Genomic DNA, 20,831 nt, shown 5'->3' with positions numbered 1-20,831 from the left:
GCGGCTCGACACAAACAGAAAGCGCGAGCGGCATGCCTGCCGGCTCGCGCTTTTTCATTTCGTCTGCGAAGGGAAAACGCTAGAAGTAATGCCGCGTGATGAACTCCGCGACGCACACCGGTCGTTCGCTGCCCTGACACTCCAGCGTCACGTTCCACGCGAGTTGCACGCCGCTGTTGTCGACGTCGGTCACCGACTCGACGGCGAACTTCCCGCGCAGCGACGACCCCACGAGTACCGGCGACACGAAACGCACGCGGTTCAAGCCATAGTTGACACCCATGCGCTGCTCGATCTTCACCGTTTTGCCGAGCAAAGCCGGAATCAGCGACAGCGTCAAAAACCCATGCGCGACCGGGCCGCCAAACGGCGATTCGCGTTTGGCCCGCTCGGGATCGATGTGAATCCACTGATGATCGCCGGTTGCCTCGGCGAAACGGTCGACCCTCTCCTGATCGACGCTCAGCCATTCGCTGACGAGCGGCTCGGCGCCAATGAGCGCGCGCAAAGCACCCGCATTGTCGAAAGCGACTAGCGTCGCCGCGCTCGCCGTCATGCCGCCGCTCCCGGATTGCGCAGGCCGAACATGCCGTTCGAGCGCACGGTGATCACCGTTTCGCCGTGCTGATTGATGCCCTCCCAGCGTGTCGACACGATGCCGCGATCCGGCTTGCTCTGCGACACGCGCTTGTCGACGATGACGTTCATCATCGTGATCGTGTCGCCGACTCGTACCGGCTTGAGCCAGCGGATCTCGTCGATTCCGGGCGAACCCATCGATGTCGAATCCGCCAGTACCTTGCGCACGAGCATGCCCATCATTACCGAGCAGGTGTGCCAACCACTCGCGACGAGGCCGCGGAACGGCGATTCGGCCGCGGCGGCTTCGTCGAGATGAAACGGCTGCGGATCGAACTTCTGCGCGAACTCGACAATCTCCTCGCGCGTGAACATGTGCTTGCCGATTTCGCGGCTCGAGCCCACTTCCATGTCTTCGAAACTGATTTTCATCGTGCACCTCCTTTGTCCGGTGGAACGGCCCGATCAGTCTTCGGCGACCGCAAATCCGGGCAGCGTGGCAAACCGCGCGAGATGATGATCGACGTCGCCAAGCGTGGTCTCGATGATCGCGAGGCGCTTGAACAGATGCGCGGCCGCCACTTCGTTCGTGACACCCATGCCGCCGTGCAACTGCACCGCCTGTTGACCAACGAAACGCGCGGCCTGGCCGACCCGAACTTTTGCCGCGGAGATCGCTCGACGGCGCTCGTTCGCGTCTTCACTCGCGTAGCGCATCGCGGCCAGATACGTGATCGAGCGCGCCTGCTCCGCGTGGATCAGCATCTCGACCATGCGATGCTGCAACGCCTGGAAACGCGCGATCGGCTGGCCGAACTGCTGGCGCGTTTTGGTGTACTCGACGGTGGCGTGATTGAGCGCGTCGAGCGCGCCGAGCGCTTCCGCGCACAGCAGCAGCGTGCCGTAGTCGGCGATCTGCTCGAGGGTTGCCGCCCCCGCGTGTTCGCCGGCGAGCCGGCGCGCGGGCGTGCCATTGAATTCGAGCGTCGCGGCGCGTTGACCGTCGATCGTGCGGTACTCGGTGAGCGTGACGCCGGCCGCGTCACGCGCGACGACAAAGAGTGCGATCTCGCCATCGAGGCGCGCCGGCACGATCCAGTGGTCCGCCTGCGCGCCGTGCAGCACGACCGATTTGGTGCCGCTCAGCGTGTGCTGCGCACCCTGCCCGCTCGCGGTCGTCGCGACGTCGAACAGATCGTAGCGCGCATGCGGCTCGTGAAACGCCACGGCCAGCCTGGCTTCGCCCTGGGCCGCCCGTTCGAGCAGCGCGGCATCTTCGCCGTCGCCGGTGCCGGCAAGGCGCAGCGCTTCGATGCCGACCGCGGTCGCCCAAAACGGCTCGACGACGAGCGCGCGGCCGAGCTCCTGCATGACCACGAGCATGTCGATCGGACCACCGTTGAAGCCGCCCTGCGTTTCGGGCACCGGCAACGCGGTCAGCCCCAGTTCGGTGAACGCGGCCCAGTGCACAGCCGATACGCCCGCCTCCGAGCGCACGATCTGCTGGCGCGCTTCGAAGCCGTAGCTCCTGTCGAGATAGCGGCGCAGCGCATCGGCAAATTGCTGTTGTTCGTCGTTGAAAGTGAAGTCCATGCGCCGCTCCTCAAAGTCCGAGAATCATCTGCGCGATGATGTTCTTTTGAATTTCGTTCGAGCCGCCGTAAATCGACGTCTTGCGGAAGTTGAAGTAGTACGCGGCAAGCGGCGCGGCATCGTCGTCGCCGGCAAGACTGTGCTCGCGTTCGCCTTCGAGGAACGGCACGTCGAACGGCGCGGCCAGCGGGCCGATTGCTTCGAACATCAGCTCGGTGAGCCCCTGTTGCACTTCCGTGCCCTTGATCTTCAGCATCGACGCTTCCGGGCCCGGGCCGCGACCGCCCGCCTCGTTGGCTACCACCCGTTGCACGGTGACTTCCAGCGCCATCAACTCGATTTCGAGACTCGCTACCTTCGCCGCAAACACCGGATCGTGCAGCAGCGGCTTGCCGTTCTTTTTCTGATTCAGCGCGACACGCTTCAGAAACGCCAGCTCACGCTTCGACGCTCCAACTCGCGCAATGCCGGTACGCTCGTGGCCGAGCAGATATTTCGCGTACGTCCAGCCGCGATTTTCTTCGCCGACGAGATTCTCGACCGGCACTTTGACGTTTTCGAAGAACACCTCGTTGACTTCGTGATCTTCGTCGAGCGTGATGATGGGCCGCACCGTGATGCCCGGGGTTTTCATATCGATCAGCAGGAACGAGATGCCCTCCTGCTTTTTGGCGCCGCTATCGGTGCGCACGAGGCAGAACATCATGTCGGCGTGCTGGCCGAGCGTGGTCCAGGTCTTCTGGCCGTTGACCACGTAATGATCACCGACGCGCTCCGCGCGGGTGCGCAGCGACGCAAGGTCGGAGCCCGATCCCGGTTCCGAGTAGCCCTGACACCACCAGTCCGTGCCGTCGAGAATACGCGGCAGATAGTGGCGCTTCTGCGCCTCGTTACCGTACTTCATCAGCACCGGCGCAACCATCGACACACCGAAAGGCAGCACGGAAGGTGCGCCGATACGCGCGCACTCTTCTTCCCAGATATGTCGTTGCGTCGCGTCCCAGCCGGGGCCGCCGTATTCGCGCGGCCACGCGACTGCCGACCAACCTCGCGTGCCGAGCAGCCTGTGCCAGCTTGCGAAGTCTTCGCGGGAAAGCCGTTTGTGATTGAGAACCTTGTCGCTCAGCTCGCGAGGCAGATTCCCTTCGAGCCAGGCGCGGATGTCGGCGCGGAACGCGTCTTCAGCGGGGGAATAGTCCAGATTCATGCGTAGTGTCTCCTGGCCGCCGCCACCCGGCCGCCTGGAGCCACCGCGCTATTGCAGTGGTTCCTTCAGCGCAGCTGGGACCGGCAGCGGCATCACTTCGATGCCTTCCTCGACCAAGGCACGCGCATCCTCCGGTGTCGTGACACCGCGAATACTGCGCACAGGCGCTTCGTTGTAGTGAATGCGCCGTGCTTCCTCGGCGAAGCGGTCGCCCACGTTCTCCGTCTTCTCCAGTACCTCGCGCAGCGCGCGCATCATGTGCGCCTGCATTTGCTCCACGCCCGCCGGCGCCTTGGAGTCGGTCGCGCCCGACAGATTCAGACGCGGTGCCGAAGGCAAACGGCTCACCTCGTTCGCACCGCAGATCGGACATTCGACGAGATTGCGGGACTGCTGCGACTCGAAGTCATCGGTCGAAGCGAACCAGCCTTCAAACCGATGGCCGTGTGGACACTGTAAATCGAGGACCTTCATGTGGAATCAGGGCTTGCGTGCCAGTTTAGCGCAAAATGGAAATTTGTGAACGGTCGTTCGTAAAACTGTAGAGCCGACGCGCAACCGCCAGTAGCCGCAAGGGAATATGACGCGGGTGGGCGATTTTAACGCTTTACGGCAGGTGCTGCCGAAGGCGGCCCGGCTTGTAAGCGGTGCCACATCTGCTCCGCTCTACGGCCCGCTTGCGGCGCGCTGCTACGCCACGAGATTGCTTAGTTGACGGCTCACACGCGGTTCAATCTGACGGGCCTCCTTCGTCAGATTGATCTGCTTCGCGAGTTTTGCGACATCCGCCACACCGATCTCAATCTCGTAGCCGCCGCGCGCGGTCAGCCATTCGAGCACGTCCGCCAGATGCCACACCGATGCACTGCCTTCGTGGACCGGTGACGGGAAGTCGATTGCGTTGTTCAGCATCAGCTTGCGCATGTTTTGCCGCGACACGCCGGCCACCTCGGCCACGTCGGTCAGCCCTACGAAGTCAGGTCCCGCCTCGATCAGCTGCGCGGACGGCACCGCACCTTTCACGTCCTTGAGCGCGCTGGTGACAGCCGCGAGCGCGCTCGCGCCTTCACGGGTGAAAAGGAGCCCGAGGCGGCCGGGTTGCCCGACGCCAATCGTGGCGTCGTCGCACCCCGCTTCGCCCAACCGCTCGACGATTGCGTCTGCATCGCATTCTTCCGCGGCGAGGCGGTATTTCAACGTGAACACATATTCCATAAGTTACTCCTGTCTTCGTTGAGCCCAGGTTGTTGCGATTCCTGCTTGATACCTGCTTGATACCTGCTTGATACCTGCTTGATACCTGCGTGATACCTACGAACCCACTAGCGCCGTGCCGTGCAGTTGCCGACGATGCGCCGCAAGTGCCTGGCGTGATTGCCGGCATTCTTCGGCGTACTCCAGACGCTCGATATACAGAACTCCCCGCAACGACATTCGGCGTCTCTGTACGGGCAATGGATTTTTCCCCACGCATGACCTCTTCCGCCGTCCTGAACGCGCCAGCCGTGCTGCTCCGCGTATGCCAATGCGGCCTCGATCTCTTTCTTCATGTGCCTTGCTCGAACCATCGAGACCTCCAATTTAGTCGCTCCAGCGCGGGTTGTCAATTGACAACCCGCGCTGGAGCTGAAATGAGATCACTGCGATCTTTAACGTCAGTCATCCAAAAACAAAATCGACGACGAATTCGGTGATCGAGAGGTTCATGTTAGCCGGCCGCCGGCGCCACGACGAGCCAGCCAGATGGCATAGGAGACGGCTTATTTTTCGAGCCAGAAAGAAACCGCGAAGCCAATGAAAAGCCCCTGCCGGTCATCGACCAACAGGGGCTCCGTTCACCTGCAACGCGGATCAGCTATCGGGCAGACGCGAACTTATACCGTTTCGGGCGCCTCGGTCGGCCACGTACCCGACAGCACTTTCTCGAGCCAGAAGGTACCGATGATCGTCTTCACATCGGTGATCTTGCCCGTGCGCACCCACTCGGATACCTGCTCCACGGTCGCGGTGAAAAGTTCGAGAAACTCGCCTTCATCGAGGTTGCGCTCACCCGCGGTCAAGCCCCGCGCGAGATAGATATCAATGAATTCGGTCGAGTAAGAAATGATCGGGTGAATCCGAGTCAGGTACACGTACTCGCGCGCGGTATAGCCGGTTTCCTCGCGCAGTTCCCGGACCGCGCAGGCCAGCGCGCCCTCGTTCGGGTCGAGCTTGCCGGCCGGATATTCGACCATCACCTTGCCCATCGGATAGCGATACTGACTTTCGAGCAGCACGCGAGCGTCGTCGAACAAGGGGATCACCATGACGGCGCCCGGATGCTGAACGTATTCGCGCGTTGCCTGTTTGCCGTCGGGCAGTCGGACCGTATCGAACTTGACCGTCATGAACGGCCCTTGATGGACCGTCTTGCTGTCGATACAAGTCTCGGTTAGCGCGGCGTCGTGATTGGGAAGCTCAGCCATGTGCGGACCTCAGAACAGCCAGGCGCGCGCGACGGCGAGACGCCGTCAGCGGCGTTTGACGAGATATTGGAAGGTAAAGCCGGGGAAAGCGAACACGACGAACAGCGCGAACGTGATCGCGTAGAACTGCCAGCCCTGCTCGAAGCGATTTCCCGCGCGCGCTTCGAGCAAAAAGCCCAGCGCGCCGACCACGAAATACAGCACGATCAATTCGGCAATCCGGAGCCAGGCGCTTTTCTTCGCCGCTTTCAACGGCACCGCGGCGAAGAGGCGCTGATTCAGGAACGGCAGGTTGGCGCCGACCAGCGCCAACAGCACGATAAACCAGCCGGCAGCGGACATCAGAGCAGCAGCGTGTGCTGGATCGCCTGCAAGCAGGCGCGCAACAGCGGATCCGGCACGATACCGAGCACCAGCACGGCGACGCCGTTCAACGCGAGCAACGCGCGCGTGCTCGTGTCCGCCACGATCGGCGACTTGTCTTGCGGCTCGTCGAAGTACATCAGCTTGACGATACGCAGGTAGTAGAACGCGCCGAACAGCGACGTGATCACGGCGAGCACGGTGAGCCAGGTCAGGCCGGCGTTCATCGTCGCTTGCAGCACGGCGAGCTTCGCATAGAAGCCGACTGCCGGCGGAATACCCGCGAGCGAGAACATCATGATCATCATCACGAACGCGAATACCGCGCTGCGCTGATTGAGGCCCTTGAAGTCCTCCAGCGTGTCCGCTTCGAAGTCGCGGCGCGCGAGCAGCATGATGACGCCGAAGGTGCCGAGTGTCGTGATCAGGTAGACGATGCTGTAGAACATCGCCGAGCCGTACGCGTTCGCGGCGCCCGTGGTCTTCTGGTCGACCACGCCGGCGAGCAGGCCGAGCAGCACGAAGCCCATGTTCGAGATCGCCGAATACGCGAGCATCCGCTTGACGTTGCGCTGCACGATCCCGGTGATGTTGCCGACGATCAGCGACAGCGCCGCCAGAATCACCAGCATCTGCTGCCATTCGACCGCCAGCGGCAGCAGGCCCATCACGAGGAAACGCAGACCCCACGCGAACGCCGCGACCTTCGGGCCGCCGCCGACGATGAGCGTCATCGCCGTCGGTGCGCCCTGGTACACGTCAGGCACCCACATATGGAACGGCACCGCACCCATCTTGAACGCCACGCCCGCCACGATGAAGATGACGCCGAACAGCAGCACGGTCGGATCGTAGTGGCTCGTGCTGATCGCCTTGAACACTTCGTTCAGGTCGAGCGAGCCGGTCGCGCCATACAGCATCGAAACACCGTACAGCAGGAAGCCGGAAGCCAGCGCGCCGAGCACGTAGTACTTCATCGCCGCTTCGTTCGACGACGCCACTTCGCGACGCAGCGCGATCACCGCGTACAGCGACAGCGACATCAGTTCCAGACCGAGATACAGCGTCAGGAAGTTATTGCCCGAGATCATCACGATCTGGCCGAGCAGCGAGAACATGCCGAGCAGGAAGAAGTCGCCGCGGAACAGGCTACGGTCTTCGAGGTAGCGACGCGAATAAACGATCGTCACCGCATAGCCGAGCGACACCACTGCCTTCATCACATTGGCGAACGGATCGACCACGTACATGTGATCGAAGAAGTAATGCACTTGAGGGTCGAACGCATTGATCGCGAACCAGATCCCGGCGACGAGCGTCGAGTAGAACGCGATGAAATACGTGGTACGGCGACCCTCCTGGCCGACGAATGTGTCGTTGAGCCACGCGATGACAATGGCGAACATCACCAGTGCGTCGGGTAACAGAGCAGTCATAGGGGCGTTTTGCATGGTCTTAAATTCCTCCGCTCGTCGTTACTGAGGCAACGGCAGCTTCGATTGGGCAACGTGGGAGAGGAGGTTTTCCACGGATACGTGCATCACATCGGTAAAGGGCTTCGGGTACAGGCCCATGAACAGCGTCAGTGCGGCGAGCACAGCCAGCATGAAAAATTCGCGACGGTCGATGTCGAGCAGGTTCTTCACGTGGTCGTTCGCGACCGCGCCGAAGTACACGCGCTTGTACATCCACAGCGTGTAGGCCGCGCCGAGAATCAGCGTGACTGCCGCGCCACTCGCGATCCAGAAGTTGTACTGGACGGAGGCCAGAATCACCATGAATTCGCCGACGAAACCGGAAGTGCCCGGCAAGCCGCAATTCGCCATCGCGAACAGCATCACGAACGCCGCGAACTTCGGCATCACGTTGACGACGCCGCCGTAATCGGCGATCTGACGCGAGTGCATGCGGTCGTACAGTACGCCGATGCACAGGAACATCGCGCCCGACACGAAACCGTGCGAGATCATCTGCACGATCGCGCCTTCCGCACCGAGCTGATTGAAGATAAAGAAGCCGAGCGTGACAAAGCCCATGTGCGCGATCGACGAATACGCGACCAGTTTCTTCATGTCGGCCTGCACCATCGCGACGAGACCGATGTAGATCACCGCGATCAGCGACAGCGTGATGACGACCGGTGCGAGGAAATGGCTCGCATCAGGCGTGATCGGCAGCGAGAAGCGCAGGAAACCGTACGCACCGAGCTTCAGCATGATCGCGGCCAGCACGACCGAGCCGCCGGTCGGCGCTTCCACGTGCGCGTCCGGCAACCACGTGTGCACCGGCCACATCGGCACCTTCACCGCGAAGGCCAGGAAAAACGCGATAAACAGTAGCACCTGCGGCGTCATCGCGATCTGCGCGTGCTGCCACGTGGCGATGTCGAACGAGCCGGTCTGGTTGTACAGATAGATCAGCGCAACCAGCATCAGCAGCGAGCCCGCCAGCGTGTACAGGAAGAACTTGAATGCCGCGTACACGCGGTTCGCCCCGCCCCACACGCCGATGATGATGTACATCGGGATCAGCGTCGCTTCGAAGAACACGTAGAACAACAGGCCGTCGGCCGCGCTGAACACGCCGACCATGATGCCCGACAGGATCAGGAAGGCCGCGAGGTACTGGCCGACGTTCTTCGTGATCACTTCCCACGCCGCGATCACGACGATCACCGTGATCAACGCGGTCAACGCAACGAACCACATCGAAATGCCGTCCACGCCGAGGTGATACGTGATGTGGAAGCGCTCGATCCAGTTCGCCTGCTCGACGAACTGCAGCTCGGCGGTGCTCGAATCGAAGCTGGTGATCAGTGGCAGCGTGACGAGGAAGCTCAGAACCGAGCCGATCAGTGAAATCCAGCGCGCCGGGGCGGGGTTCTCGTCGTTGCCGATCGCGAGGACCAGCAGACCGAAGAAGATCGGCAACCAGATCGCGATGCTCAGAATCGGATAAGCGTGCATGGGTGTCCCTCGCCTTATTTGCCGCCGAGCGTTACGAACAGGGTCAGGAGCCCCAGCATGCCGATGATCATGGCGAACGCGTAGTGGTAGATGTAGCCGGATTGGAGGAAGCGGATCACGCTCGCGAACCAGCCGATAAAGCGTGCGCTGCCGTTGACGATGCCGTCGATCACGACCACGTCGCCTTCCTTCCACAGACCCCGGCCAATGGCCACCGCGCCTCGCGCAAACACGACTTCGTTGATCTTGTCCATGTAGTACTTGTTATCGAGCAACGTGTAGATCGGGCCGAATGCGCGCTTGATGACAGCGGGCAGATCCGGACGGACCAGATACAGGAACCATGCGACCACCACGCCTGCGAGCGCGAGCCACACAGGCAGGCCCGACACCGAGTGCAGACCCATCGACGCCCAGCCCTGGAATTCTTCGGTCATCTCATGCAGCGCCGGATGGCTCTCGCTGATGTAGATCACCTTGTCGAACGCGACGCCGTGCTGGAAGAAGTCGCCGAACAACATCGGACCGACGCCGATCGCGCCGATCACGATCGACGGAATCGCCAGCAGCACGAGCGGCACCCAGACGACCCACGGCGTTTCGTGCGGCTCGTGAGCGTGGTCGTCGTGACCATGACCATGATCGTCATGCCCATGCGACTCGGCCTCCGCGCCCATCGGCGATTCCGGGTGCTTCGGATTGCGGAAGCGCTCCTCACCGTGGAACACCATGAAATACATACGGAACGAATACAACGCGGTCACGAACACGCTTGCGACCACCGCGAAGTACGCGAAACCCGAGCCCGGCAGATGCGACAGTTTCACCGCGTCGATGATCGAGTCTTTCGAGTAGAAGCCCGAGAAGAACGGCGTGCCGATCAGCGCGAGCGAACCGATCAGCGACGTGATCCACGTAATCGGCATGTACTTGCGCAGGCCGCCCATGTTGCGCATGTCCTGATCGTGATGCATGCCGATGATCACCGAACCCGCGCCGAGGAACAGCAGCGCCTTGAAGAACGCGTGCGTCATCAGGTGAAACACGGCGACCGAATATGCCGACGCGCCGAGCGCGACCGTCATGTAACCGAGCTGCGACAGCGTGGAATAAGCGACCACACGCTTGATGTCGTTCTGGACGATTCCGAGGAAACCCATGAACAGCGCGGTAATCGCGCCGATGACCATGATGAACGACAGCGCCGTATCCGACAGTTCGAAGAGCGGCGACATGCGCGCGACCATGAAGATACCGGCCGTCACCATGGTCGCCGCGTGAATCAGCGCGGAGATCGGCGTCGGGCCTTCCATCGAGTCCGGCAGCCACACGTGCAGCGGGAACTGAGCCGACTTACCCATCGCGCCGATGAACAGGCAGATGCAAGCCACCGTCAGCAGGCCCCAGTCGGTACCCGGAAAGTTCAGCGCCGCGAGTTCGGTACGCTTCGCGAAGACTTCGCCGTAGTTCATCGAGCCGGCGAACGCGAACAGCAAACCGATGCCGAGCAGGAAACCGAAGTCGCCGACGCGGTTCACGATGAACGCCTTCATGTTCGCGTAGATCGCGCTCTCACGCTTGAAGTAGAAGCCGATCAGCAGGTACGAAACGAGACCCACCGCTTCCCAGCCGAAGAACAGCTGCAGGAAGTTGTTGCTCATCACGAGCATCAGCATCGAGAACGTGAACAGCGAGATGTACGAGAAGAAGCGCTGGTAGCCGTCGTCGTCGGCCATGTAGCCGATCGTGTAGATATGCACCATCAGCGACACGAAGTTCACCACGCAGATCATCATCGCGGTCAGCGAGTCGACCAGGAAACCGACTTCGAGCTGGGTCTTGCCGATTGACATCCATTGATAAACGGTAGCGTTGAAGCTCGCGCCGTCCATCACCTGGAAAAAGACCATGACCGACAGGATGAACGAAATCGCGACGCCGAGGATCGTGACCGAATGCGCACCCGCCCGCCCTATCGCCTTGCCGAACAGCCCCGCAATCAGGGAACCAGCGAGCGGTGCCAGCGGAATTGCCAACAGCAGGTTTTCATTGAGTATCGTGGACATAACCGCTTTTCCTGAAATTAACCTTTGAGCTGATCGAGATCCTCGACATTGATCGTGTCGAGACTACGGAACAGGGTCACCAGAATTGCGAGACCGATCGCCGCTTCGGCTGCCGCAACCGTCAGCACGAAGAAGACGAAAATCTGGCCATGCACGTCGCCCAGGTAGTGCGAGAACGCGACGAAATTGGTGTTCACCGCGAGCAGCATCAGTTCGATCGCCATCAGGATGATGATGACGTTGCGGCGGTTCAGGAAAATGCCGACGATGCTGATCGCAAACAGGATCGCGCCGAGGACAAGGTAATGGGCAAGGGTCAACATGATTTCTATCTCCTGTCCGCTCAGCTGTTCTTGGCCGGCGCCGAGTCGGCTGCTGCTGCAGCTGCCGCGGCAGCCGCTTGTTCCGCAGCGAGGGTCGCCGCGGTTTTCTCTGACGGCATCTTCACAACGCGCACGCGGTCCTGCACGCGCACCTTGACCTGTGCGCTGACGTTCTGACGCTTGCTGTCCTTCTTGTGGCTCGTAGTCAGCGCGATCGCCGCGATGATGGCAACCAGCAGGATCAGGCCGGCAATTTCGAACGCGAAGATGTAGTCGGTATAGATGACCTTGCCGATCAGGCGCGTGTTCGACCAGTCGCCCATGCCAGCGGCAGCCGCGGCCGTGTCGTGCAGCGCCGTGGTGGTCGCGCCGTAGCCGTGCCACAGGATCAGCGCGGTTTCGATCACGATGATCGCACCCACCGCCGAGGCCATCGGCACGAAGCGTTTGAAGTCCTTGCGCAGCACGTCGAGATTGACGTCCAGCATCATCACGACGAACAGGAACAGCACCATCACCGCGCCGACGTAGACCAGCACCAGCAGGATCGCGAGGAACTCGGCCTCCAGCAGCATCCAGATCGCCGCTGCGTTGAAGAACGCCAGCACGAGAAACAGTGCGGACGACACCGGGTTGCGCGAGGTGATCACCTTCAGCCCTGAAACCACCAGGAGCAGCGCGAAGATGTAGAACAGTACGGTCGTAAATTCCATGATTACCGGTTCATCGTTAGGCCATCGTCAGGCATTGTTCTTTGGCACCCGTGGCTGGCAAAAGCGGACGAAACCGCCAGAACCGCCACACAGGTGCGCCGTGCCGCGGCGTTCAGGCCGCGGCGGTCGGCCCGACAGCAGGCCGTGTTACTGCTTTTACTGCCGCATTTGCTGCAAGCGGGAAAACGCTTCAACGATACGGTGCGTCGGCTGCCTTGTTGGCGGCGATTTCTGCTTCGTAGCGGTCGCCAACGGCTAGCAGCATTTCCTTCGTGAAGTAAAGGTCGCCGCGCTTCTCGCCGTGATACTCGAGAATGTGCGTCTCGACGATCGAATCGACCGGGCAGCTTTCTTCGCAGAAACCGCAGAAGATGCACTTGGTCAGGTCGATGTCGTAGCGCGTCGTGCGGCGCGTGTTGTCCGCGCGCGTTTCCGATTCGATTGTGATCGCGAGCGCCGGGCACACTGCTTCGCACAGCTTGCACGCGATGCAGCGCTCTTCGCCGTTTTCATAGCGGCGCAGCGCATGCAGACCGCGGAAACGCGGCGAGATCGGGGTCTTCTCTTCAGGGAACTGCACGGTGATCTTGCGCTGGAACGCGTAGCGTCCGGTCAGCGCGAGGCCTTTCAGCAGTTCCGTGAGGAAGAAAGTCTTGAAGAAGTTTTGGATTGCGGTCATAGGTTCGTCCGCCCTTTATTTCCAGATGTTCAACGGCGACATGATCCAGAAGCCGACCACCACGAGCCACACCACGCAGACCGGAATGAAAACCTTCCAGCCGAGACGCATGATCTGGTCATAGCGATAGCGCGGGAACGTGGCACGCGCCCAGATGAACACCGACAACAGGAAGAAAACCTTGGCGACGAGCCAGACGATGCCCGGGATGAACGACAGGAACCCGAACGGGGCGCTCCAGCCGCCGAGGAACAGTGTTGCAGCCAATGCCGAGATCACGATCATGTTGATGTACTCGGCGAGGAAGAACAGCGCGAACGCCATACCCGAGTAATCGATCATGTGGCCCGCGACGATTTCCGATTCGCCCTCCACCACGTCGAACGGGTGGCGGTTCGTTTCGGCGATGCCCGAGATGAAGTACACGACGAACATCGGCAGCAGCGGCAGCCAGTTCCAGGACAGGAAGTTCAGGCCGTGCGAGGCGAAGAAGCCCTGCTCCTGCGAGCCGACGATGCCCGACAGGTTCAGCGTGCCGGCCGTCATCAGCACGACCACCAGCGCGAAGCCCATCGAGATTTCGTACGAGACCATCTGCGCGGCGGCGCGCATCGCGCCGAGGAACGCGTACTTCGAGTTCGACGCCCAGCCAGCCAGAATCACGCCATACACGCCGATCGACGAGATCGCCATCGCGTATAGCAGACCCGCGTTGATGTCGCCGAGCACCGCGCCCGCCTGGAAAGGAATCACCGCCCAGACCGCGAAGGCCGGCACCACCACCATGATCGGCGCGATCATGTAGATCCAGCGGCTTGCCTGAGCGGGCTGGATCACTTCCTTCAGCAGCAGTTTCAGCACGTCGGCGATCGGCTGCAAGAGCCCGGCGGGACCGACGCGGTTCGGACCGAGACGCACATGCATCCAGCCGATCAGCTTGCGCTCCCACAGGATCAGGTAAGCGACGCACAGCAGGATCACGACGGCCACCACCAGGATGCGCACGAGCGCCCACACCGTGGGCCATGCCACACCGAGAAGTTGGGTGCCGCCCGAGTTGATCGTATCGAACAAGCTCATTTACGCCTTCTCCACCACCAGTTCACCGAACAGGCTGCCCAGCGCTGCACCGGCAGGCGTAGCCGCCGATACGCGGACGACCGTCTCCGCAAGATTCGCATCGCGCACGGCCGGCAACTGCACCGCTTGCTCGCCCTGACGAACGCGCACCGCGTCGCCCTCTTTCAAACCCAGTTTGTCGAACAGCGCAGCCGGCAGGCCGACCGAATTCGCCGTACGGGCCGCCGCGGTCAGATGCAGCGACTCCGCGCGACGCACGAGCGCATCGGCATGATAGATCGGCACGTTCGCGAGACGCTCGAACTTGCCTTCCGGCGCCTTCGCGGCCTGGCCGCGCGTCACCGCGACGCTGGTGCGGTTCGATAGACGCGACTTCAGTTCGCCGTCGCCGAGCGCGGCCGCACGCACTTCTTCGACCGTGTCGTATTCGAAGCCCGGCGCGCCGAGCAGGCTGCCCAGCACGCGCAACACCTTCCAGGCCGGACGCGTGTCGCCGAGCGGACGCACGACGCCGTTGAACGCCTGCACCGTGCCTTCGGCATTGACGAACGTACCGCCCGATTCGGTGAATGGCGCGATCGGCAGCAGCACGTCGGCATAGTCGGCGCCGGTCTGGAACGGCGACATCACGACGACCATTTCGGCCTGCTTCAGCGCCGCAAGCGCCCGCGCCGGATTGGCCGTGTCGAATTCCGGCTCGAGATTCAACAGCAGATAGCCTTTGCGCGGCTGCTCGAACACTTCGCGCGCGTTCAGACCGCCTTCGCCCGGCAGCGCGTCCACGAGGTGCGCGCCGACAGTGTTGGCCGCTTCGGTCAGGAAGCCGAGCGTTGCACCTGTTGCCTCGGCAATCCATTGCGCTGCGGCGTGGATCGCCGCGAAGTCCGGATGACGGACCGCTTCGTTACCGAGCAGCACGACGCGGCGCTCGCCGGTAGTCAGCGATTTCGCTATCTGCTTGTGCGCGTCCGTCGGCTGCGTGCCCGCGAAAGCTTCCGGCAGCGCGACGCCCTTCGCTTCGCCCACCGCGCCGGCGATGCCCGCCAACACCTCGAGCCATGCCGACGGCGCCGCGACCACGCGTTGCGCCTGAGGGATCATCGCGTCGTCGTTGGTGGCCTGGAGCAGCGTAAGTGCCGAACCGCCTCGTGCGACCTGGCGCAAACGCGCGGCGAACAGCGGATGGTCACGGCGCAGATCCGAGCCGATCACGAGCGCCGCATCGACGTTCGACAGATCGGCGATCGTGCCGCCGAGCCACGGCGCGCCAGTAACGGGCGCCGAGAAATCCGACTGACGCAGACGGAAGTCGACGTTCGGCGTGCCGACCGCTTGCGCGATCTGCTTCAACAGGAACAGTTCTTCGACGGTGCTGTGCGCGCTCGACAGTGCGGCAAGCGCGTTCGCGCCGTGGTCACTCTTGATGCCCTTCAGACCCTTGACCACGTATTCGAGCGCGGTCTGCCAGTCGGTTTCGACCCACTGGCCGCCTTGCTTGAGCATCGGTTTGGTCAGACGCTCGGGGCTGTTCAGGCCTTCGTACGAGAAGCGGTCCTTGTCCGAGATCCAGCACTCGTTGATCGCTTCGTTTTCGAACGGCAGAACGCGCATCACGCGATTGTTCTTCACCTGCACGATGAGGTTCGCACCGACGGAATCGTGCGGGCTCACCGATTTGCGGCGTGACAGCTCCCACGTACGGGCGCTGTAGCGGAACGGCTTGCTCGTGAGCGCGCCGACCGGGCACAGGTCGATCATGTTGCCCGACAGTTCGGAGTCGACCGTCTTGCCGACGAACGATGTGATTTCCGCATGCTCGCCGCGACCCAGCATGCCGAGTTCCATCACCCCGGCGATTTCCTGGCCGAAGCGAACGCAACGCGTGCAGTGAATGCAGCGCGACATCTCTTCCATCGAGATCAGCGGACCCACGTTCTTGTGGAACACCACGCGCTTTTCTTCGCTATAGCGTGACGACGACTTGCCGTAACCAACGGCCAGATCCTGCAACTGGCATTCGCCACCCTGATCGCAAATCGGGCAGTCGAGCGGATGGTTGATCAGCAGGAATTCCATCACGGCTTGCTGGCCCTTCACCGCCTTGTCCGACCTGGTGCGCACGATCATGCCAGCCGACACCGGGGTCGCGCACGCGGGCACGGCCTTCGGCATCTTCTCGACATCGACCAGACACATCCGGCAGTTGGCCGCAATCGACAGCTTCTTGTGATAGCAGAAGTGAGGAATGTAGGTGTCGACCTTATGCGCAGCCTGGATCACCATGCTGCCTTCAGGCACCTCGACTTTCTTGCCGTCTATTTCCAGTTCAACCATGATGGTCAATCTTCCTTAACCTGTTACCGCTCAATCGTTCGCCTGTTCATCGCCCGCTTCGGGCCATGAATCCTGCGGTTGAGGTGTTCGTCTGGTAGTTATCCGTCAGCCGAACCTGGCGGGCCGACTCAGGCAGCCACCGTCAGGCAGCCACTGTTTCGGGCGCCGCCGCGCCGGCATGGCCGCCGACGAGGCAATGCTTGTGGGCGACGTGATATTCGAATTCGTCCCAGTAGTGCTTGAGCATGCCCCGAACCGGCATCGCGGCCGCGTCGCCGAGCGCGCAGATCGTGCGGCCCATGATGTTTTCCGCGACGGAGTTCAGCAGATCCAGATCTTCCTGGCGGCCGAGACCATGCTCGATACGATGCACGACGCGATACAGCCAGCCCGTGCCTTCACGGCAAGGCGTGCATTGACCGCACGACTCTTCGTAATAGAAGTACGACAGGCGCAGCAGCGAGCGCACCATGCAGCGCGTCTCGTCCATCACGATCACTGCGCCCGAGCCGAGCATCGAGCCGGCCTTCGCGATCGAGTCGTAATCCATGTCGGTCTGCATCATCATCTCGCCCGGAATCACCGGCGCCGACGAACCACCAGGAATCACAGCCTTGATCTTCTTGCCGCCGCGCATGCCGCCTGCGAGTTCCATCAGCGTCGCGAACGGCGTGCCGAGCGGAATTTCGTAATTGCCCGGACGCTCGACGTCGCCCGACACCGAGAAAATCTTCGTGCCGCCGTTGTTCGGCTTGCCGATTTCAAGGTAATTCTGCGGGCCGATGGCGAGCAGGAACGGCACCGCCGCAAACGTTTCGGTGTTGTTGATCGTGGTCGGCTTGCCGTACACGCCAAAGCTCGCCGGGAACGGCGGCTTGAAGCGCGGCTGACCCTTCTTGCCTTCGATCGATTCGAGCAGCGCGGTTTCTTCGCCACAGATGTACGCGCCGTAACCGTGATGCGCATGCAGCTCGAACGAAAAACCAGAGCCCATGATGTTGTCGCCGAGGAACCCGGCGCGGCGAGCTTCTTCCAACGCTTCTTCGAAGCGCTTATAGACTTCCCAGATTTCGCCGTGAATATAGTTGTAGCCGACCGTGATGCCCATCGCGTACGCGCCGATCGCCATACCTTCGATCAGCGAATGCGGATTGAAGCGCAGAATGTCGCGGTCCTTGAACGTACCCGGCTCGCCCTCGTCCGAATTACAGACGAGGTACTTCTGGCCCGGGAACTGACGCGGCATGAAGCTCCACTTCAGACCGGTCGGGAAGCCCGCGCCGCCGCGGCCGCGCAGACCCGACGCCTTGACGTCGGCGATCACCTGCTCGGGCGCGATCTTTTCTTCCAGGATGCGGCGCAGCTGGGCGTAACCGCCGCGAGCCACATAGTCTTCGAGATGCCAGTTGTCGCCGTTCAGTCCGGCGAGAATCAGCGGTTTGATGTGACGATCGTGTAAAGCCGTCATTTCGAAAGTTCCTCGAGCAGCTGGTCGATCTTCTCGCGGCTCATGAAGCTGCACATGCGTTGGTTGTTCACCAGCATCACCGGCGCGTCGCCGCACGAACCCATGCACTCACCCTCTTTCAGCGTGAATTTGCCATCGGGCGTGGTTTCGCCGAAGTCGATGCCGAGCTTCTGCTTCAGGTATTCAGCGGCGCTTTCGGAACCGCCGTCCGGGCCGAGCTGGCACGGCAGGTTCGTACAGAGCGTGATCTTGAACTTGCCGACCGGCGAGGTCTCATACATCGTGTAGAAGGTCGCTACCTCCTGCACGGCGATTGCCGGCATGCCGAGATAATCCGCGACGAACTGCATGAGTTCGGGCGACAGCCAGCCATGCTCCGTTTGAGCAATGGCCAACGCCGACATCACGGCGGACTGTTTCTGATCCGCGGGGTACTTTGCGACCGCACGATCGATTTCTTTCAGGCCTTCAGCTGAGATCATTTTCAGACACGACTCTTTCAATTCCTACCGAACGAAAACCTGTCGCTCACGTCATACTGCGACAGACCCGGCGTTCCTTTGCTTGACCCGCGTGGCGGTGCGACGACCGCAGACGCGCGTCGATGAATACGTCCTAGCGATCTATTTCGCCGAACACGATGTCCTGCGTGCCGATGATCGTCACGGCGTCGGCGATCATGTGGCCGCGCGCCATTTCGTCGAGCGCGGACAGGTGCGCATAGCCCGGGGCGCGGATCTTCAAACGATACGGCTTGTTGGCGCCGTCCGAGATCAGATAGATGCCGAACTCGCCCTTCGGATGTTCGACTGCGGCATACGCCTCGCCTTCGGGCACATGGAAGCCTTCGGTGAACAGCTTGAAGTGGTGGATCAGATCTTCCATGTTCGACTTCATGCCGACGCGCGACGGCGGCGCAACCTTGTGATTGTCCGTCATCACCGGGCCCGGATTGTTGCGCAGCCACTCAATGCACTGTTTCGCGATACGCGTGGACTGGCGCATTTCTTCGACGCGCACCAGATAGCGGTCATAGCAGTCGCCATTCACGCCGACCGGAATGTCGAAGTCGAGCTTGTCATAAACCTCATACGGCTGCTTCTTGCGCAGATCCCACTCGATGCCCGAGCCACGCAGCATCGCGCCGGTCATGCCGAGCTGCAGCGCGCGCTCCGGGCTGACCACGCCGATACCAACCAGACGCTGCTTCCAGATCCGGTTGTCGGTGAGCAGCGTTTCGTATTCGTCGACACACTTCGGGAAGCGCGTAAAGAAGTCGTCGATGAAGTCGAGCAGCGAACCCTGACGGTTTTCGTTCATCTTCGACAACGCCTTCGCATTGCGAATCTTCGACGCCTTGTATTGCGGCATTGCGTCAGGCAGATCGCGATAGACGCCGCCCGGGCGATAGTAGGCCGCGTGCATGCGCGCGCCCGACACCGCCTCGTACACGTCCATCAGGTCTTCGCGCTCGCGGAACGCATACAGGAACACCGCCATCGCACCGACGTCGAGCGCGTGCGAGCCAATCCACATCAGGTGATTCAACACGCGCGTGACTTCGTCGAACAGCACACGAATGTATTGCGCGCGCAGCGGCACGTCGATGCCGAGCAGCTTTTCAATGGCGAGCACGTAGCCGTGCTCGTTGGCCATCATCGACACGTAGTCGAGACGGTCCATGTACGGCACCGACTGGATGAACGTCTTGCTTTCGGCGAGCTTTTCAGTCGCGCGATGCAGCAGACCGATGTGCGGATCGGCGCGTTGGATCACTTCGCCGTCGAGTTCGAGCACGAGACGCAACACACCGTGCGCTGCCGGGTGCTGCGGACCAAAGTTGAGCGTGTAGTTCTTGATCTCTGCCATGACGTTCTCTTAGTGTTTCAGACCGCCATAGCGATCCTCGCGGATCACGCGCGGCGTGATTTCCCGCGGCTCGATCGTCACCGGCTGATAAACGACGCGCTTCTCTTCCGGGTCGTAACGCATCTCGACGTAGCCGGAGACCGGGAAATCCTTGCGGAACGGATGACCGATGAAACCGTAGTCGGTCAGAATGCGGCGCAGGTCCGGGTGACCTTCGAAGACGATGCCGTACAGGTCGAACGCTTCGCGCTCGTACCAGTTGACCGAATTCCAGATATCGACGACGGACGGCAGGATCGGCATGTTGTCGTCCGGCGCGAACACGCGCAGCCGCAGACGCCAGTTGTTTTGTACCGACAGCAGATGCAGCACTGCCGCAAAACGCGGGCCGTCGTAAGCGCCTTCGGCATAGGTCTGATAATCGACGCCGCACAGGTCGACACACTGCTCGAAACCGAGCGAGCGATCGTCGCGCAGACGCTTTGCCACGTTGAGGTAGTCGCCGGCCTTGACGACGATCGTCAATTCACCGACCGACTCGGTCACGCTCAACAGGAGGCCGCCAAAGGCCGCCTCGAGGTTCGCTTTCAGGGTCTCGAGTTTGCTTGCCATATTGTGGAGAGGCGTTGGCCTTATTGACGGGCGATGGTGTTAGTGCGGCGAATCTTGGCTTGCAGCTGGATCACGCCGTATACCAGCGCTTCCGCCGTGGGCGGACAACCCGGCACGTACACGTCGACCGGGACGATCCGGTCGCAGCCGCGCACCACCGAGTACGAGTAGTGGTAATAGCCACCGCCGTTCGCGCATGAGCCCATCGAGATCACCCACCGCGGCTCCGCCATCTGGTCGTAAACCTTGCGCAGAGCGGGCGCCATCTTGTTGCACAGCGTGCCGGCGACGATCATTACGTCCGACTGACGCGGACTCGGACGAAACACCACACCGAAACGGTCGAGATCATAACGGGCAGCGCCCGCATGCATCATCTCGACCGCGCAGCACGCAAGACCGAACGTCATCGGCCACAGCGAGCCGGTGCGCGTCCAGTTGATCAGTTTGTCCGCCGTAGTGGTGACAAACCCTTCCTTCAAGACCCCTTCGATACTCATTTGCTTTCCACTCC

The 20,831-nt window shown here is 61.6% G+C and carries 22 protein-coding genes; all 22 read right to left on the bottom strand.

From position 1 onward, the window contains the following. Positions 1-79 precede the first annotated feature (79 nt). The 22 genes from HDG33_RS14495 to HDG33_RS14390 all read right to left on the bottom strand — a co-directional run bounded on the left by HDG33_RS14495 (position 80) and on the right by HDG33_RS14390 (position 20,817). On the bottom strand, positions 80-556 hold the full coding sequence (locus HDG33_RS14495; RefSeq protein ID WP_184028664.1) for a MaoC family dehydratase: 477 nt from the start codon (positions 554-556) through the stop codon (positions 80-82). Then, entirely contained in the window at positions 553-1,011 is a 459-nt protein-coding gene (locus HDG33_RS14490) for a MaoC family dehydratase (RefSeq protein ID WP_090803790.1), read from the bottom strand. The genes HDG33_RS14495 and HDG33_RS14490 overlap by 4 nt, the downstream gene beginning before the upstream one ends. A gap of 33 nt (positions 1,012-1,044) precedes the next feature. Further along, a complete protein-coding gene (locus HDG33_RS14485) occupies positions 1,045-2,172 on the bottom strand; it encodes an acyl-CoA dehydrogenase family protein (protein WP_184028661.1) in 1,128 nt (375 codons plus the stop codon). A gap of 10 nt (positions 2,173-2,182) precedes the next feature. Continuing rightward, a complete protein-coding gene (locus HDG33_RS14480) occupies positions 2,183-3,379 on the bottom strand; it encodes an acyl-CoA dehydrogenase family protein (protein ID WP_184028658.1) in 1,197 nt (398 codons plus the stop codon). 48 nt (positions 3,380-3,427) lie between these two features. Further along, positions 3,428-3,853, bottom strand: a complete 426-nt coding sequence (locus tag HDG33_RS14475; protein ID WP_184028639.1) for a DUF1178 family protein — start codon at positions 3,851-3,853, stop codon at positions 3,428-3,430. Positions 3,854-4,069: 216 nt separating this feature from the next. Next, positions 4,070-4,594 (bottom strand): AlpA family transcriptional regulator, encoded by a 525-nt coding sequence (locus HDG33_RS14470; RefSeq protein WP_184028637.1) that lies wholly within the window; start codon positions 4,592-4,594, stop codon positions 4,070-4,072. A 107-nt stretch (positions 4,595-4,701) separates the two neighbouring features. Continuing rightward, the gene (locus HDG33_RS14465; RefSeq protein ID WP_090805657.1) at positions 4,702-4,947 is read right to left on the bottom strand and encodes a hypothetical protein; all 246 of its coding nucleotides are present in this window, start codon (positions 4,945-4,947) and stop codon (positions 4,702-4,704) included. Positions 4,948-5,253: 306 nt separating this feature from the next. Continuing rightward, entirely contained in the window at positions 5,254-5,844 is a 591-nt protein-coding gene (locus HDG33_RS14460) for an NUDIX domain-containing protein (RefSeq protein ID WP_184028625.1), read from the bottom strand. A gap of 45 nt (positions 5,845-5,889) precedes the next feature. After that, complete coding sequence (locus HDG33_RS14455; RefSeq protein WP_018420024.1) at positions 5,890-6,186, bottom strand: DUF2818 family protein; 297 nt, start codon at positions 6,184-6,186, stop codon at positions 5,890-5,892. After that, positions 6,186-7,658, bottom strand: coding sequence for an NADH-quinone oxidoreductase subunit NuoN (gene nuoN / locus HDG33_RS14450; protein WP_184028613.1), 1,473 nt, complete (start codon positions 7,656-7,658; stop codon positions 6,186-6,188). Before nuoN ends, HDG33_RS14455 begins: the two co-directional genes overlap by 1 nt. Before the next feature lie 24 nt (positions 7,659-7,682). Further along, positions 7,683-9,173, bottom strand: a complete 1,491-nt coding sequence (locus HDG33_RS14445) for an NADH-quinone oxidoreductase subunit M (protein ID WP_090803779.1) — start codon at positions 9,171-9,173, stop codon at positions 7,683-7,685. Positions 9,174-9,187: 14 nt separating this feature from the next. Further along, positions 9,188-11,239, bottom strand: coding sequence for an NADH-quinone oxidoreductase subunit L (nuoL, locus tag HDG33_RS14440; protein WP_184028602.1), 2,052 nt, complete (start codon positions 11,237-11,239; stop codon positions 9,188-9,190). Between the two features lie 17 nt (positions 11,240-11,256). Then, on the bottom strand, positions 11,257-11,562 hold the full coding sequence (nuoK, locus tag HDG33_RS14435; RefSeq protein WP_006052894.1) for an NADH-quinone oxidoreductase subunit NuoK: 306 nt from the start codon (positions 11,560-11,562) through the stop codon (positions 11,257-11,259). A 20-nt stretch (positions 11,563-11,582) separates the two neighbouring features. Beyond that, positions 11,583-12,275 carry an NADH-quinone oxidoreductase subunit J gene (locus HDG33_RS14430; protein WP_090803774.1) on the bottom strand — a complete coding sequence of 231 codons (693 nt, stop codon included), beginning with the start codon at positions 12,273-12,275 and terminating at the stop codon, positions 11,583-11,585. Between the two features lie 190 nt (positions 12,276-12,465). After that, positions 12,466-12,954: an NADH-quinone oxidoreductase subunit NuoI gene (gene nuoI, locus HDG33_RS14425; RefSeq protein WP_090803773.1), complete on the bottom strand. Its 489-nt coding sequence runs from the start codon at positions 12,952-12,954 to the stop codon at positions 12,466-12,468. Between the two features lie 15 nt (positions 12,955-12,969). Further along, complete coding sequence (gene nuoH / locus HDG33_RS14420) at positions 12,970-14,034, bottom strand: NADH-quinone oxidoreductase subunit NuoH (protein WP_184028583.1); 1,065 nt, start codon at positions 14,032-14,034, stop codon at positions 12,970-12,972. Next, positions 14,035-16,368, bottom strand: a complete 2,334-nt coding sequence (nuoG, locus tag HDG33_RS14415) for an NADH-quinone oxidoreductase subunit NuoG (RefSeq protein WP_184028580.1) — start codon at positions 16,366-16,368, stop codon at positions 14,035-14,037. Between the two features lie 142 nt (positions 16,369-16,510). Then, a complete protein-coding gene (gene nuoF, locus HDG33_RS14410) occupies positions 16,511-17,836 on the bottom strand; it encodes an NADH-quinone oxidoreductase subunit NuoF (RefSeq protein ID WP_184028513.1) in 1,326 nt (441 codons plus the stop codon). Continuing rightward, positions 17,833-18,318 carry an NADH-quinone oxidoreductase subunit NuoE gene (nuoE, locus tag HDG33_RS14405; RefSeq protein WP_027197216.1) on the bottom strand — a complete coding sequence of 162 codons (486 nt, stop codon included), beginning with the start codon at positions 18,316-18,318 and terminating at the stop codon, positions 17,833-17,835. Before nuoE ends, nuoF begins: the two co-directional genes overlap by 4 nt. Positions 18,319-18,451: 133 nt before the next feature. Further along, positions 18,452-19,705 carry an NADH-quinone oxidoreductase subunit D gene (locus tag HDG33_RS14400; RefSeq protein ID WP_184028510.1) on the bottom strand — a complete coding sequence of 418 codons (1,254 nt, stop codon included), beginning with the start codon at positions 19,703-19,705 and terminating at the stop codon, positions 18,452-18,454. 9 nt (positions 19,706-19,714) lie between these two features. Next, positions 19,715-20,317, bottom strand: coding sequence for an NADH-quinone oxidoreductase subunit C (locus HDG33_RS14395; protein WP_184028507.1), 603 nt, complete (start codon positions 20,315-20,317; stop codon positions 19,715-19,717). 20 nt (positions 20,318-20,337) lie between these two features. Further along, on the bottom strand, positions 20,338-20,817 hold the full coding sequence (locus HDG33_RS14390) for an NADH-quinone oxidoreductase subunit B family protein (protein ID WP_006052903.1): 480 nt from the start codon (positions 20,815-20,817) through the stop codon (positions 20,338-20,340). Between the last annotated feature and the right edge of the window lie 14 nt (positions 20,818-20,831).

Origin of the sequence: Paraburkholderia sp. Cpub6, assembly GCF_014201065.1 — a bacterium.
Taxonomy (GTDB): domain Bacteria; phylum Pseudomonadota; class Gammaproteobacteria; order Burkholderiales; family Burkholderiaceae; genus Paraburkholderia; species Paraburkholderia tuberum.
This window is presented reverse-complemented; position numbering and strand designations above follow the sequence as displayed.

Coding starts and splice junctions, on each gene's coding strand:
- HDG33_RS14485 (WP_184028661.1), bottom strand. CDS start 2,172: ATGGACTTCACTTTCAACGACGAACAACAGCAATTTGCCGATGCGCTG.
- HDG33_RS14430 (WP_090803774.1), bottom strand. CDS start 12,275: ATGGAATTTACGACCGTACTGTTCTACATCTTCGCGCTGCTCCTGGTG.
- nuoG (WP_184028580.1), bottom strand. CDS start 16,368: ATGGTTGAACTGGAAATAGACGGCAAGAAAGTCGAGGTGCCTGAAGGC.
- HDG33_RS14400 (WP_184028510.1), bottom strand. CDS start 19,705: ATGGCAGAGATCAAGAACTACACGCTCAACTTTGGTCCGCAGCACCCG.
- nuoN (WP_184028613.1), bottom strand. CDS start 7,658: ATGCAAAACGCCCCTATGACTGCTCTGTTACCCGACGCACTGGTGATG.
- HDG33_RS14445 (WP_090803779.1), bottom strand. CDS start 9,173: ATGCACGCTTATCCGATTCTGAGCATCGCGATCTGGTTGCCGATCTTC.
- HDG33_RS14495 (WP_184028664.1), bottom strand. CDS start 556: ATGACGGCGAGCGCGGCGACGCTAGTCGCTTTCGACAATGCGGGTGCT.
- HDG33_RS14395 (WP_184028507.1), bottom strand. CDS start 20,317: ATGGCAAGCAAACTCGAGACCCTGAAAGCGAACCTCGAGGCGGCCTTT.
- nuoH (WP_184028583.1), bottom strand. CDS start 14,034: ATGAGCTTGTTCGATACGATCAACTCGGGCGGCACCCAACTTCTCGGT.
- HDG33_RS14475 (WP_184028639.1), bottom strand. CDS start 3,853: ATGAAGGTCCTCGATTTACAGTGTCCACACGGCCATCGGTTTGAAGGC.
- HDG33_RS14490 (WP_090803790.1), bottom strand. CDS start 1,011: ATGAAAATCAGTTTCGAAGACATGGAAGTGGGCTCGAGCCGCGAAATC.
- HDG33_RS14460 (WP_184028625.1), bottom strand. CDS start 5,844: ATGGCTGAGCTTCCCAATCACGACGCCGCGCTAACCGAGACTTGTATC.
- HDG33_RS14465 (WP_090805657.1), bottom strand. CDS start 4,947: ATGGTTCGAGCAAGGCACATGAAGAAAGAGATCGAGGCCGCATTGGCA.
- nuoI (WP_090803773.1), bottom strand. CDS start 12,954: ATGACCGCAATCCAAAACTTCTTCAAGACTTTCTTCCTCACGGAACTG.
- HDG33_RS14455 (WP_018420024.1), bottom strand. CDS start 6,186: ATGTCCGCTGCCGGCTGGTTTATCGTGCTGTTGGCGCTGGTCGGCGCC.
- HDG33_RS14470 (WP_184028637.1), bottom strand. CDS start 4,594: ATGGAATATGTGTTCACGTTGAAATACCGCCTCGCCGCGGAAGAATGC.
- HDG33_RS14480 (WP_184028658.1), bottom strand. CDS start 3,379: ATGAATCTGGACTATTCCCCCGCTGAAGACGCGTTCCGCGCCGACATC.
- nuoE (WP_027197216.1), bottom strand. CDS start 18,318: ATGATCTCAGCTGAAGGCCTGAAAGAAATCGATCGTGCGGTCGCAAAG.
- nuoF (WP_184028513.1), bottom strand. CDS start 17,836: ATGACGGCTTTACACGATCGTCACATCAAACCGCTGATTCTCGCCGGA.
- HDG33_RS14390 (WP_006052903.1), bottom strand. CDS start 20,817: ATGAGTATCGAAGGGGTCTTGAAGGAAGGGTTTGTCACCACTACGGCG.
- nuoL (WP_184028602.1), bottom strand. CDS start 11,239: ATGTCCACGATACTCAATGAAAACCTGCTGTTGGCAATTCCGCTGGCA.
- nuoK (WP_006052894.1), bottom strand. CDS start 11,562: ATGTTGACCCTTGCCCATTACCTTGTCCTCGGCGCGATCCTGTTTGCG.